This is a genomic window from Achromobacter xylosoxidans, from assembly GCF_014490035.1.
In the GTDB taxonomy this organism is placed as follows: Bacteria; Pseudomonadota; Gammaproteobacteria; order Burkholderiales; family Burkholderiaceae_B; genus Achromobacter; species Achromobacter bronchisepticus_A.
The window spans coordinates 2252041-2265981 of record NZ_CP061008.1 but is presented as its reverse complement, the minus strand read 5'-3'; the positions used below and the strand labels follow the sequence as shown (position 1 = coordinate 2265981).

Below are 13941 nucleotides of genomic sequence, written 5' to 3'. Positions count from 1 at the left end.
CCTCAGGGCCGGCCGCTGCGCAAGGAGGGCAGCGGCCTCAAGCTGCTCAGCCGCCCAGGCCGCAGTCGGGCATGTCGCTGACCAGGCTGGCCTGGGTCACGTTGCTGCCCGGCGGCACGCTGCGGGTCAGCCAGACGTTGCCGCCGATGGTCGAACCCTTGCCGATGGTGACGCGGCCGAGAATCGTCGCGCCAGCGTAGATCACCACGTCGTCCTCGATCAAGGGGTGGCGCGCCAGGCCCTTTTTGAGTTCGCCGTTTTCGCCGGGCGGGAAGCGCTTGGCGCCCAGCGTGACCATTTGATAGAGGCGCACGCGGTCGCCGATGATGGCGGTCTCGCCGATCACGACGCCGGTGCCGTGGTCGATGAAGAAGCTGCGGCCGATGGTGGCGCCCGGGTGGATGTCGATGCCCGTATCCGCATGCGCGATTTCCGCCACGATGCGCGCCAGCATCGGCGCGCCCAGGCGATACAGCACATTGGCCAGACGGTGGTGGATCATCGCCGCCACGCCCGGATAGCACAGCAGGACCTCGTCCACGTTGTGCGCGGCCGGGTCGCCCTGATAGGCCGCGGTCACGTCCAGGTCCAGCGCGGCGCGCACGCGCGGCAGCTCGGCGCCGAACTGGCGCACGATCTCGATGGCGCGCTGGCGCGCATCCGCGGGCCCGGTCTGTTCGGGCCGGCCCACGTACTGCAGTTCCAGACAGACCTGGTGCAGCAGCGCGTCGAGCGCCGCGCCGATGGTATGGCCGACGTAAAAGTCCTCGACCTCCTCGCGCAGGTCGATCGGACCCAGGCGCATCGGGAACAAGGCGCCACAGAGGTCCTTGACGATCTGGCGCAGGCTTTCCTGCGACGGGAATTCGCGCAGGCCGGCGTCTTCGCGCAGGCGGCCGCGGGGACCGCGCCAGGCCACGCGCGCTTCGCGCAGGCCGGAGACGATGCTGTCCAGGTTCCAGTGGGCCGGCGCGCTGTAGGTCGGCCCGCTCATGACTGCGGCTCCTGCAGGAAGCCGGTAGAGGGATTGAATTCAAACATGGGTGCGCCTCGTTGACGGTGCACGGCCGCGGCGGCCAGGCCGCCGGGCAATGCTGCTTCGCAATATTTCCGTCAACTGTAACCGCTCGCGCCGGTTTCGCGGAATCCATCCGATACGGCGCAGGGGTTATGTCCCTGTGTCCTGTTCGTAGCCCTGTGGGTTGCCCTGCTGCCAGCGCCAGCCGTCCGCACACATCGCGTCCACGTCATGCGTGCTGCGCCAGCCGAACAAAGATGCCGCCAGCGCAGGATCGGTCCACATTTTCTCGACGTCGCCGGGACGCCTGGCTTGCGGGCGCACGGGAATCCGGCAGCCGTTGACCCGCTCGAACGCATGCACCAGCTCCAGCACGCTGGTGCCCTGCCCCGTGCCCAGATTGATCGCCACGAACCCGGGATGGCGCTCCGAATAGGCCAGCGCCTGCACATGCCCCTGCGCCAGGTCCATCACGTGCAGGTAGTCGCGCACGCCCGTGCCGTCGGCCGTCTCGTAATCGTCGCCGAACACCCGCAGGAACGGCTGGCGCCCCACCGCCACCTGGGTGATGTAGGGGAACAGATTGTTCGGAATGTCGCGCGGACTTTCCCCGATCTGGCCGCTCGGATGCGCCCCGATGGGATTGAAGTAGCGCAACGTCACCGCGCTGAACGCGGGATCGGCCGCGCAAACGTCACGCAGCGCTTCCTCCACCATCAGCTTGGTGCGGCCGTAGGGGTTGGTCGGCGCCAGCGGATGCGCCTCGGTGAGCGGCAGGAAGTGGGGCTCGCCGTAGACAGTGGCCGAAGAACTGAACACCATGCGCGCCACGCCCGCCTCGCGCATGGCGCGCAATAGCGTCACGGAGCCACCGACGTTGTTGTCGTAGTACTTGAGCGGATCGGCCACCGACTCGCCCACCGCCTTGCTGCCGGCCAGATGCAGCACCGCCTGCACCGGCGCGCCGCGCGCCGCCGATTCGGCCAGCACCGATTCGACCAGGCCGGGGCTGCGGATGTCCCCTTCCACCAGCGGGATCTCCACGCCGCACAGGCGCTCGACGCGGCGCACGGCCTCGCGGCTGCCGTTGCTGAAGTTATCCAGCACCAGCGGCCGCTGGCCCGCCGCCAGCATCGCCACCAGCGTGTGCGTGCCGATGTAGCCCGCGCCGCCCGTCACCAATACATGCAGGTCCTGCATGGTCTCCCTCACAGATGCGCCGCCACGCCCGGCACCCAGGCATGGCGCGGCCGCGGCGCCTGCGCATGGCTGCGGTAGCGGTCGATCCAGTACGAGGTGGACGCGTCATGGCCCCAGTCCACCACGCCGGCCGACACCGGCACCGCCAGCTCCCGCTCGATGCCGGTGGCCAGGCGCTTGCCCAGCTCCACGCCCCACTGGTCGAAGGGATTGATGCCCCAGACCACGCTCTGCACAAATACCTTGTGCTCGTACAGCGCCAGCAGCGCGCCCAGGCCGCGCGGATCCAGCTGGCGCAGCACGATCAGGGTCGAAGGCCGCCCGCCCGGATGCACCATGTGCTGCGCCAGGCTCAGCGCGCGCTCCTGGTCGTCGATGTGCGCCACATCCATCAGCGCCTGCTCCAGGCACTTGCCGCGCAGCAGCGCCTGGCGCTGCGCCAGGCAGTTGGCCAACAGCATGCGGTGCGCATCCGGACTGTCCGCGTGGCCTTGCAGGCTGGCGATGAAGTCCACCGGCGCGCCCTCTTCGCTCTGATGCAGCCATTGGAAGAAGGTGTGCTGCCCGTCGGTGCCAGGCATGCCCCAGATGATGGGAGCCGTCGGCACCCCGACCGCCGCGCCATCGCCCGCGACCCGTTTGCCCAGCGATTCCATTTCCAGCTGCTGCAGATAGGTGACCAGGTGCAGCAGCCGCGCGCTATAGGCCGCGATGTTCAGCGAGTTCTGGCCCAGCACGCTGCAGTTGACCAGGCCCGCCAACGCGAGCTGGATGGGCGCGTTCGACGCGAACGGCGCCTGCTGGAAATGCTGGTCCATGGCTTCGGCGCCCGCCCGCATGCCGATCAGCACGTCAGCGCCCACCGTCAGCGCGATCGACAGGCCGGCCACCGACCAGACCGAATAGCGCCCGCCGACCCAGTCGCACATCTTGAATATCTGGCTGGACGGCACGCCCAGCGCGCGCGCCGCCGACACGTTGGCGGTGACAGCGGCCAGGTGCTCGGACACGTCGGCCACGCCGCCCTGCTTGAGCCAGGCGATGGCCGCGCGCGCGTTGTGCAGCGTCTCGGCGGTGGTGAAGGACTTGGAAGACACCACCACCAGGCAGCGGCGCGGATCCAGCCCGGCCACCGCATCATGGAACGCGTGTCCGTCGATGTTGGACACGAAGCGGATCTGCCGGCGCTGCTGCGCCCCGCCAAACGCCTGGACCGCCAGGCGCGGCCCCCAATCGCTGCCGCCGATGCCGATATGCAGCACCGTGTTGAAGTCGGCCGTCTGGTCCACCCGGCGCACGAAGTCCGTCATGCGCGAATGCTCGCAGACGGAGTCCGCATCCTGGCCGTCGGGCTGTTCCCGCGTGCGCCCGGCGCGCAGCGCCGTATGCCATGCCGGCTTGCCTTCGGTCCAGTTGACCGGTTCGCCCGCGAACAAAGCCTGGCGCGCATCCGCCACGCCACGCGCCTGCAGCAGCGACATGGCCGCGGCTTCCAGCGCCGGCGACTGCCGCTGCATGCTCAGGTCCACGCACAGACCCGCCGCCTCGATGACCTTCAGCGCCGCGCCGTCCAATTCCGCGCCGTGCGCGGCCTGCGCGAACGCCTGCCACTCCGGGCTGTCCGCCAGGCCCGAATTCGCCCTTAGCGCCTCAACCGCATACTTGGCCTTTCCCATCGCGTGATGCTCCTTAAAACGGTAAACGAACATGAGGGGCAATGCGTCGGAACGCGTTGCGGAAATCCTCCTCGATACGGGCCAATGCGGCCACCGTGTCCCCTTCGAAACGCAATACCACCGTCGGCGTGGTGTTGGACGGACGCGCCAGGCCGAAGCCGTCGGCGTAGTCCACCCGGATGCCGTCCAGATCGTTGATGGACTGCGCGCCGGGAAACTGTCCCTGCGCGCGCAGCGCTTCCACCAGGTCGAACTGCTCGCCTTCGGCGGTTTCCAGCTTGATTTCGGGTGTGGCGCAGGACTGCGGCAGGCTTTCCAGCAGGGCCGAGGGGTCCGGCGCGCCGGACAGAATCTCCAGCAGCCGGGCGGCGGCGTAGATGCCGTCGTCAAAGCCGTACCAGCGCTCCTTGAAAAAAATGTGGCCGCTCATCTCGCCAGCCAGCAACGCGCCGGTTTCGCGCATCTTGGCCTTGATCAGCGAGTGCCCCGTCTTCCACATGGTGGCCTTGCCGCCCGCCTCGGTAATGGCGCGCGCCACGTGGCGGCTGCACTTGACGTCATAGAGGATCTCGGCGCCCGGATTGCGCGACAGCACGTCGCGCGCGAACAGGATCAGCTGGCGATCGGGCCAGATGATCTGCCCCGTCTTGGTCACCACGCCGAGCCGGTCGCCGTCGCCGTCGAACGCCAGGCCGACCTCGCAGTCGGAGTAGCGCAGGCAATAGATCAGATCCTGCAGGTTCTGCGGATCGGCCGGATCCGGATGATGGCCCGGGAACGAACCGTCGACCTCGCAGAACAGCTCGACCACTTCGCAGCCCAGGGCGCGGAACAGCGCCGGCGCCGCGGCGCCGGCCACGCCATTGCCGCAATCGATCGCAATCTTCATCGGACGCGCCATGCGGATGTCGCCCATCAGGCGCGCGGTGTAGCACGGCATGATCTGCATTTGCGTGCGCCCGCCCGATGCGCTGGCCGACTCTATCGGCAAGCGCATCGCATCGCGCAGCGCGGTGATGCCCTCGCCATACAGCGAAGCGCCGTCCAGCACGATCTTGAAGCCGTTGTGCGCGGGCGGGTTGTGGCTGCCCGTGACCGCGATGCCCGCGCCCGTGTCCATCAGGCGCGTCGCAAAGTACACCATCGGCGTGGTCGCCATGCCGATGTCGATGACGTGCATGCCCGCCGAGCGCAGGCCCGCCTGCAAGGCGGCCGCCAGTTCGACGCTGCTCAGCCTGCCATCCCTCCCCACCACGATGGACCGCGCCCCCTGTTCGCGGGCCTGGGTCCCCGCCGCCATCCCCAGGCTGTGCGCGAACCTCGCATCGATTTCATCCGGCACCGTGCCGCGTATGTCGTAAGCCTTGAAAACCGCATCCAGAATTTGCGGCGTGTCCCAGCCAAAAGTTCCGTGCATGCCAGTTTCTCCGGGTGGCGTTATTTAGGGCCGTTCTGTTTGAAATCGCCGTAATACGCCGCACGGGAGTAGCGGTAACTGCCGTACTTGGACCGGAAGCCGAAGCGTTCCGGCATGAGCTTGAGACCGTTGAAGAGCACGCCGTCCACCGGCGCGCCCGCCTGGATCAGGCGCTTGGCCGTCTCGCGGATTTCGCCCACGGTGTTCATGCCCGAGCGCACCACCACCATCACTGCGGCCGCATGCGTGCCGACCACGGCGGCGTCCGGAGACGACAGCACGGGCGCCGTGTCCAGGATCACCATGTCGTACTGCGAGGCCAGTTCACGCAGGGTTTCGCCGAACACCGGCGACGCCAGCAGCTCCGACGGGTCGAAGGTCACCGCGCCGGTAGCGATGAAGTCCACGCCCTCGGACACGCTGTGCTTGCGGACCTGGGTCAGCGGTATCGTGCCCGACAGCACTTCGAACAGGCCGTCTTCCTTGGGCACGCCGAAATAGCGGTTGAGCTGGCCCTTGCGGAAGTCAGCGTCGATCAGCAGCACGCGCTTGCCCACGCCGCCCTGGATGAAAGCGAAGTTGGCCGACAGGAACGACTTCCCCACGCCTGCCACCGGCCCGGTGAACATGACCATGTTGTTGGCCGACTGGCGCAGCGACGCCTGCAACACGTTGCGGAACGACCTCAGGCTTTCGATGGGCGGCGCGTTGCCCTGGCTCTGGGCCAGCAGCGCCGGCACGCTGGCGTTCTTGCGCCGGCTGCGCCGCCACAGCTTGTCCTGCATGTCGCTGTACGGAATGGCGGCCAACACGGGCAGGCCGGTATGGCGTTCGACGTCGTCGGGTTCGGACAGGCCGCCGAACAGCGCATTGCGCACAAACGCGCACAGCATGCCGAAGATCAGGCCGAAGGCGGTCGCCACGCCGATGATGATGGCGGCCTTGGGACGCACCGGCTTGTCCGGCTGCACCGCCGAATCCAGGATGCGCACGTTGCCCACCTTGCCGGCGCGGATCAGGCGCAGCTGCTGGGCGTTGTTGAGCAATGCCGTGTAGAGCTCGGTGTTGACGCGCACGTCGCGCACCAGGCGCACCACGTCCTGCTCCAGGTCGGGCAGTTGGCGGATGTTGTTGCCGATGCGGTTCACGTCCCCGGTCAGCCCGGCGATCTGGCGGTCCAGCGCCACGATGCTGGGGTGGGTCGGCGCGAAGCGGGTAATCATTTCCTGGCGCTTGGAGCGCAGTTCCATCACCTTGGTCTGCGCGTCCACCGATTGCGCCAGGATCAGCTTGGCTTCTTCGCTCAGGTCGATGGTGCCGCGCTTGTTGCGCAGCGAGTTGTACTTGGTCTCGGCGGCGTCCAGCTCGCCCTTGAGCACCGGCAGCTGCTGTTCAAGGAATACCAGCGACTTCTCGGCCTGCGCCGACTTGCGGTTCACGTTCTGCTGCACGTATTCCTGGCCGATCTGGTTGAGCACGGCAGTCGTCAGCGCCGGATCATTGCCTTCCAGCGTGACGCCGATCACCCCCGACGTGCGGCCGCGCTCGAAAATGCCCAGGCGCGCCTGCACGTCCTCGATGGCCGCCAGGCGCGAACTGCGCGACACCGTGAACTCGGTGCCAGGGCGTCCCGTCAGCGCGTCGATATGCACGTCCATCGCGCCGCCCCCAGGCAGCCGGAAATGCTCGGGCTTGCCCACGGTGCCGTTGAAGGTGGCGCCCGTGAACTTGTCGCTCAACGTATAGCGCCCTTCACCTAGCGTGGTCACGCGAAAGGGCTTGCCCAGCCATTCGTTGGGCACGTCCAGCTGCGAGATCGCGATGGCTTCGCCGCCCCATGCATAGCCGCCGCGCGGCAGGCTCGACGGGTACGGCAGGCTTTCGTAGCGCTGCGCCAGCCACTCGCCGATCACGGGGAAATAGCGCGGCTTGGCCTGGATGTACAGCAGGAACTTGTCGACGGCGGGTCCGACCACCATGCGCGAGCGCAGCACTTCCATTTCGCCCGAGGTCTCCGCCTTGGTATCGAACATGGAAGATACGTCGCCGAGCAGGCTGCGGCTCTGCCCCTGCGGCATTTCCTCTTCCACCTGCACGATGATGTCGGCCGAGTACACCTTGGGCGTGATCATCACATAGGTAAGCGCCCCCAGTAATGCAAGCAGAGTGATCGCGATGATCATCCACCGGTTGGAAAAGATGGCGTCCACATGGGACGACAACGGAGTTTCCTGCTGACGAGCCGGCACGGACGGCTCGAACGATTCGATGGGCAACGACATGCAGCTCTCCAAGAGAAGACGCCGCCGCGGTCGCGGCGTCCCCAGGCGTGGTTTAAGGCGGACTAATCTATGGACTTCACGGTCTGTACGGTCTGGGCGCTCGGGAACAGGTTGCTGATGAAGCGGTTCCACCGCACCAGGGCCGCCGTATCCACGAACACCACGTCTTTGGGTTGCAACTCGAACTTCTCCGCCACCGCAAGAGTCTGCGGCGAGCCGGCGTTCAGGTGGAACACCAGCGGCGTCGCTTGCTCAGTGCTGCGCACAACGAATATTTGCGACGGATTCGAGGTCAGCTGGTTCGGTCCTCCGGCCAAGCCCAGCGCTTCGGTCAACGACATGCGTCCGTCACGCATCACTGCCGCGGTGGGCAAGGTCACCTCGCCCATCACGAACACCTTGCTGTCGTCGCGCGGCGTGACCCTGACGATGTCGCCCGACTTCAGCAGCACCTGATTCAGGTCTTGGCCACGCTCGATCAGCGCAGGCACGTTCACGCGAGTACGGCGTCCGTCACGGATCACGTAGACCGCGCTGCGATCGCCCGTGGGCAGAATGCCTCCGGCCCTGTTGACGGCTTCCAACAGGGTCATCGGGATATCGTTGATCGCGATTGCGCCCGGCGTCTTCACTTCGCCATCCACGTAAACACGCTTGCTGCGATATCCCAGAACGCGTACGGTGATCTGCGGATCCTGGATGTACTTGCTTGAACTATTCACTATGAGATTGCGCGCCTGAAGTTCCGTCAACCCGGCCACTTTCAGCAATCCCGCATAGGGAAATTGGATATATCCAGTGGATGAAACCGTATAGCCCGGAATGCCCGAGGCGGTGTCTCCAATGGCTAGTTCCGTTACCCCTGTCCCGATGGCGTAGGTTTGCGTCGGAAGAACGAGTTCGGGGTGATCCCACACCACGATCGAGAGGATGTCTCCGGGCCCGATCAGGTACGGCCCGGACTTGCCATAGAGCTTGTCGACCCCTTCGTTGTCGAGCAATGCCTGGCGCGCGCGCTGGTCTTCAAGCACCAGCGAGGGCGTGATTTCCTTGATTACCGCCTTGGAGTTCGGATCCAACGGATCCGCAAGCTGATTGGCGTCAAAGGTCATACCGGGAGACAAGGCGCAAGCGCCCAGCGAGGACACGAGCGCGATAGCTGCTATGCCTCGGCTCAACGTTCCGAAAAATGTCGTCATGGCAAATCCACTTGTGAATGACTTCGTTGCTTGGAGTGAGCCCGATGCGTAACGGGTTGCGACATTCCACTCTCTTTTCCTAGGCCCGCACATTCGACGGATGTCCTAAGCCTTCTCCTACATCGTTTGGAGGTTTCGGGTGCGTTGCGCACTCAATAAGATTTTGTCGGTAGCCACAAGCTTTGCGGCGGTGCACAGTTTTTGCCTTCCGCACGGCGGCTCCCCACGAACAGGAGTGCGCGATGGACCCGTCCCAAACGGACACGTCGTCTAGATTCAGCGGAGCAAGCTATCTCTATCGCTTGCTCGATGCCGCGATCGTGATCACCTGCGGCCTGACTGCCACCGGCTTGAAATTCTCGGACGATGCCTTGGCGGATCCTCCGCAGATCCATCTGTTCCTTGTGTACCTGTGCGGCCTGGGCGTGGTGGCCATCTTCCCGGCCTTCCGCCTCTATGTATCGTGGCGCGGCCGCCTGCTGACCGACCTGGTCGTGCGCAGCCTGGCGGCCTGGGCGCTGGTGTTCGCGCTGGGCATCTGCATCAGTTTTCTCATGCACCAGACCGCGGCGATATCCCGCGTATGGGCGGCTACGTGGTTTGGCATGTCGGCGCTGACGCTGGCCGGCCTACGGATTGCGGTCTACGCGGTGCTGGGCGCGGCGCGCGACCGCGGGATGGACCGCAAGCGCGTGCTGCTGGTGGGCTTCGGCGCGCTGGGCCATGACCTTTGGCGCCGCGTCGAGCAATACCGCGGCGCGGGCTACGAAGTGGCCGGCATCTACGCCGAGCCCCATGAGAACCTGCCGCCGCAAGTCCGCCGCCTGCATGAGCTGGACGGACTGCATGGCTTCGTGCATGAGCACAACGTCCGCGAGATCTGGATCGTGCTGCCGATGGAAGCGGGCCAGGAACTGCGCGAAGTCCTCTATCACCTGCGCAATGACCTGGTGGATATCCGCTGGATTCCCGATGTCATGTCGATCCAGCTGCTGGGACACCGCATCGGCGAATTTCTGGGCCTGCCCGCCATACAGCTCAACAGCCTGCCCGCTGCCGGCGTGCGCGGCTGGGCCAAGGAAATCTTCGACCGCAGCTTCGCCTTCTGCGCGCTGATCGGGCTGTCGCCCGTGATGCTGACGGTGGCGATCCTGGTGAAGGCGACTTCGCGCGGCCCCGTGTTCTTCACCCAGCCGCGGCTGGGCGTGGACGGCAAGGTCTTCCATGTCTACAAGTTCCGCACCATGACGGTGCATCAGGAGCATGGCGTGGTCACCCAGGCCACCCGCAACGATGCCCGCGTCACGCGCATCGGCGGCTTCCTCAGGCGCACCAGCCTGGACGAACTGCCGCAGTTCCTGAATGTGCTCATGGGCGACATGTCGGTGGTGGGACCGCGTCCGCACGCCCTGGAGCACAACGAAATGTACAAGGACCTGGTGCAACGCTACATGATGCGCCACCGCGTCAAGCCGGGCATCACGGGCTGGGCGCAGGTCAACGGCCTGCGCGGACAGACGGACACGCTGCGCAAGATGAGCGATCGCGTCGAGTACGACATCTATTACATCCAGCACTGGACGTTCAGGATGGACCTGCAGATCATCGCCCGCACGGCGTTGTCGGGATGGACGGGCCGCAATGTCTACTAAACCTTTGGGATGGCCCGAGCAACGCAAGGCCGCGGTCCGCGACGGCGTGCTGGCGCAGGCGGAGTTCCGCCAGGCGGTCGAGATGTTGCCGCTGGTTTCCATCGACCTGCTGCTGCGCGACGCCGCGGGCCGCTACCTGACCGGCCTGCGGGCCAATCCCCCGGCCCAGGGCGCCTGGTTCGTGCCGGGCGGGCGGATCCGCAAGAACGAAACCCTGCACGCGGCGCTGCGCCGCATCGCCCGCGACGAGCTGGGCATCCCGGTCAGCGAGCTGGCCTGGACCCCGCGCGGCGTGTACGAGCACTTTTACGGCACCAATTTTGCGGGTGAAGCCGGACGCTCCACCCATTACGTCGTCCTCGCCTATGAGGCCGAGCTTTCTTTGGACATTTCCAGCCTGCCCCAGGCCCAGCACCGCAGCTACCGCTGGCTGCCCGCCCGTGCCCTCGCCGCCGATCCCGGCGTGCACCCCTACACCCAGGCCTACTTCAAGGAGTGAGCGCCATGACCAATCCCCCTCCCCCGTACCGGGCAGTCATACTTTGCGGCGGTTCAGGCTCGCGCCTGTGGCCGCTGTCGCGCGAACTGCTGCCCAAGCAGTTCATCCGTTTGACCGATGACCGCAGCCTGTTGCAGAACACCCTGCTGCGGCTGGGGTCGGCTGGCGCCGAGGCCCGGCCCATCCTGGTCTGCAACGACGCGCACCGCTATATCGCGGCGGAGCAGGCGCTGGAACTGGGCATCAAGGACGTGGAAGTGATCCTGGAGCCCTTCGCGCGCAACACGGCGCCGGCCATCGCCGCGGCCACCCTGCGCGCCATGCGCGACGGCGAGGACCCGGTCATGCTGATCATGCCGTCGGACCACGTGCTGGAAGACGGCGAGGTGCTGCAGGCCGCCTTCGCCGCGGCCTATCAGGCCGCCCTGCAGGGTGCGCTGGTGACGTTCGGCATCAATCCCACCGCGCCGCTCAGCGGCTACGGCTACATCCAGGCGGACGAGCCCGGCGTGATGGCGCCCGCGCGCCGCGTGCGCCGCTTCGTTGAAAAACCCTCTCCCGAGGTCGCGCAGCGTTTCATCGAAGATGGCGGCTATTACTGGAACAGCGGCATGTTCGCCTTCCAAGCCTCGGTGTTCCTGTCGGAAATGGCGCGCCTGGCGCCCAAGATGCTGGAGCAGGTGCAGGCGGCCGTGGCCATCGGGCATGGCGAGAACTCGCTGTTCCACCTGGACGGCCCGTCCTTCGAAGCGTGCCCCAGCGATTCCATGGACTACGCCATCATGGAACGCACGGACAGCGCCGTGGTCATCCCGCTGGCCGCCTCGTGGAGCGATGTGGGCGCCTGGGACGCGGTCTGGGGCATCGCCCAGAAGACGGTGGAAGGCAACTCCACCACCGGCGACGTCATGGTGGAGGATTCGCGCAACTGCCTGATCCACTCCACCAGCCGGCTGGTGGCCTCGGTGGGCCTGGACGACATCGTCGTGATCGAAACCGCCGACGCCGTGCTGGTGGCGCACAAGTCGCGCTCGCAGGACGTCAAGCGGCTGGTCGAGATCTTCAAGACGCAGCACCGCTCGGAACTGAACCATCACCGCGAAGTGCAGCGGCCCTGGGGATCCTACGACTCGGTAGGCCAGGGTCCGCGCTACCAGGTCAAGCGCATCACGGTGAAGCCCGGCGCGCGCCTGTCCTCGCAGATGCACCATCACCGCGCGGAGCACTGGATCGTGGTCTCGGGCACGGCGCGCATCTACAACGGCGACAAGCAGTACCTGCTGACCGAGAACCAGTCGACCTACATCCCGCTGGGCGAGATCCACAGCCTGGAGAACCCGGGAAAGATCCCGCTGGAGATCATCGAGGTGCAATCGGGCGCTTACCTGGGTGAAGACGACATCGTCAGATTCCAGGACATGTATGGCCGGGTATGAAAAGAAGGAGCCCCCACGCCGCACGCGCTCCGCACGCTTGCTGCCACCCGAAGGGGCGCCCTTTTTCAGGCCAGGCATGGCGCGGCTCTGCCTGCCATTGGCGGGGCTGTTCTTCGCCGTGCTGGTAACAGTGGGCAACCTGCCGGGCCTGGCCGCCGAGATGTCGGACGCGTTTGGCGACAAGCGTCTGCATCTTGCGGCTTACGCCTTCCTGACCACGTTGATCTATTTCTCGGTCAACCGTCGCCCGGCGCTGACGGCCCTGGTGGCGATCGCAATGCTGGGTGCGCTGGATGAAGCAATCCAGTCCCTTTTTCCCTATCGACAGGCTGAACTATTAGACCTTTTGGCCGATATCTCCGCGGCTGGTGCAACAGTAATCTCATTGCACATTGGTACCGCAGCCTTCGGCTCCTTTCGTGCAGTCATTAAGTCTTAAGGATACAACCATGCCAAAACGGGCACTGATTACCGGCGTTACTGGCCAAGACGGGGCCTATCTGGCGGAGTTTCTGCTGGCCAAGGGCTATGAGGTCCACGGCATCAAGCGGCGTGCTTCGCTGTTCAATACCGCGCGGATCGACCATCTGTACCAGGATCCGCATGACCAGCCCCGCAATTTCGTGCTGCATCACGGCGATATGACCGACTCTTGCAGCCTGATCCGCATCGTGCAGTCGGTGCAGCCCGACGAGATCTACAACCTGGCCGCCCAGAGCCATGTCGGCGTCTCGTTCGAGGAGCCCGAGTACACGGCCAACGCCGACGGCCTGGGCACCCTGCGCCTCCTGGAAGCCATCCGCATCCTGAAGCTGGAGAACAAGGCCCGCTTCTACCAGGCGTCCACCTCCGAGCTGTATGGCCTGGTGCAGGAGACGCCGCAAAAGGAAACCACGCCGTTCTATCCGCGCAGCCCGTACGCGGCGGCCAAGCTGTACGCCTACTGGATCAGCGTGAACTACCGCGAAGCCTATGGCATGTATGCCTGCAACGGCATCCTGTTCAACCACGAATCGCCCAAGCGCGGCGAGACCTTCGTCACGCGCAAGATCACCCGCGGCCTGGCCCGCATCGTGCTCGGCCTGCAGGAATGCCTGTACCTGGGCAATCTTTCCGCCCTGCGCGACTGGGGCCATGCCCGCGACTACGTCGAAATGCAGTGGCTGATGCTGCAGCAGGACACGCCCGAGGACTACGTCATCGCCACCGGCATGCAATACAGCGTGCGCGAGTTCATCAATACCGCCGCGCGCGAGCTGGGCATCCTGCTGGCCTGGGAAGGCGAAGGGCTGGAAGAGACAGCCACCGTGCTGTTCTCGCCGGTCCATGACATCAAGCCGGGCCAGGTGATCGTCCGGGTGGACCCGCGCTACTTCCGCCCGACCGAAGTGGAAACCCTGCTGGGCGATCCGACCAAGGCGCGCGAAAAGCTGGGATGGTCGCCACGCACCTCCTTCGCGCAACTGGTCAAGGAAATGGTCGAGAGCGATCTGCGCGACGCGCGGCGCGATGCGCTGGTGGAGCAGAACGGCTACGAAATCTACGCCTACAAGGAGTAGCAC

Annotated in this window: 11 protein-coding genes; 5 read left to right on the top strand and 6 right to left on the bottom strand. The window is 65.8% G+C overall.

Features of this window, described 5'->3' with window-relative positions; genetic code table 11:
* Nucleotides 1-46: 46 nt before the first annotated feature.
* From epsC to IAG39_RS10650, 6 genes are all read right to left on the bottom strand, one after another.
* Nucleotides 47-994, bottom strand: a complete 948-nt coding sequence (gene epsC / locus IAG39_RS10675; protein WP_059372204.1) for a serine O-acetyltransferase EpsC — start codon at nucleotides 992-994, stop codon at nucleotides 47-49.
* Between the two features lie 174 nt (nucleotides 995-1168).
* Nucleotides 1169-2218, bottom strand: a complete 1050-nt coding sequence (galE, locus tag IAG39_RS10670; protein ID WP_059372203.1) for a UDP-glucose 4-epimerase GalE — start codon at nucleotides 2216-2218, stop codon at nucleotides 1169-1171.
* An 8-nt stretch (nucleotides 2219-2226) separates the two neighbouring features.
* A complete protein-coding gene (gene pgi / locus IAG39_RS10665) occupies nucleotides 2227-3894 on the bottom strand; it encodes a glucose-6-phosphate isomerase (protein WP_059372198.1) in 1668 nt (555 codons plus the stop codon).
* 13 nt (nucleotides 3895-3907) lie between these two features.
* Nucleotides 3908-5311 carry a phosphomannomutase/phosphoglucomutase gene (locus tag IAG39_RS10660; RefSeq protein WP_059372196.1) on the bottom strand — a complete coding sequence of 468 codons (1404 nt, stop codon included), beginning with the start codon at nucleotides 5309-5311 and terminating at the stop codon, nucleotides 3908-3910.
* A gap of 20 nt (nucleotides 5312-5331) precedes the next feature.
* Nucleotides 5332-7593, bottom strand: coding sequence for a GNVR domain-containing protein (locus tag IAG39_RS10655; RefSeq protein ID WP_059372194.1), 2262 nt, complete (start codon nucleotides 7591-7593; stop codon nucleotides 5332-5334).
* 62 nt (nucleotides 7594-7655) lie between these two features.
* Nucleotides 7656-8792, bottom strand: coding sequence for a polysaccharide biosynthesis/export family protein (locus IAG39_RS10650; protein WP_059372191.1), 1137 nt, complete (start codon nucleotides 8790-8792; stop codon nucleotides 7656-7658).
* A 242-nt stretch (nucleotides 8793-9034) separates the two neighbouring features.
* On the opposite strand from IAG39_RS10650, the gene IAG39_RS10645 reads away from it, so the two are divergent.
* The 5 genes from IAG39_RS10645 to gmd all read left to right on the top strand — a co-directional run bounded on the left by IAG39_RS10645 (nucleotide 9035) and on the right by gmd (nucleotide 13938).
* Nucleotides 9035-10444, top strand: coding sequence for an undecaprenyl-phosphate glucose phosphotransferase (locus IAG39_RS10645; protein WP_059372189.1), 1410 nt, complete (start codon nucleotides 9035-9037; stop codon nucleotides 10442-10444).
* A 46-nt stretch (nucleotides 10445-10490) separates the two neighbouring features.
* Nucleotides 10491-10943, top strand: coding sequence for a GDP-mannose mannosyl hydrolase (locus IAG39_RS10640; protein WP_059372823.1), 453 nt, complete (start codon nucleotides 10491-10493; stop codon nucleotides 10941-10943).
* A gap of 5 nt (nucleotides 10944-10948) precedes the next feature.
* The gene (locus tag IAG39_RS10635; protein ID WP_059372188.1) at nucleotides 10949-12379 is read left to right on the top strand and encodes a mannose-1-phosphate guanylyltransferase/mannose-6-phosphate isomerase; all 1431 of its coding nucleotides are present in this window, start codon (nucleotides 10949-10951) and stop codon (nucleotides 12377-12379) included.
* Nucleotides 12380-12455: 76 nt separating this feature from the next.
* Nucleotides 12456-12818: a VanZ family protein gene (locus tag IAG39_RS10630; protein WP_059372186.1), complete on the top strand. Its 363-nt coding sequence runs from the start codon at nucleotides 12456-12458 to the stop codon at nucleotides 12816-12818.
* A gap of 10 nt (nucleotides 12819-12828) precedes the next feature.
* Nucleotides 12829-13938 (top strand): GDP-mannose 4,6-dehydratase, encoded by a 1110-nt coding sequence (gene gmd, locus IAG39_RS10625; protein WP_013395110.1) that lies wholly within the window; start codon nucleotides 12829-12831, stop codon nucleotides 13936-13938.
* The last annotated feature ends 3 nt before the right edge of the window (nucleotides 13939-13941 follow it).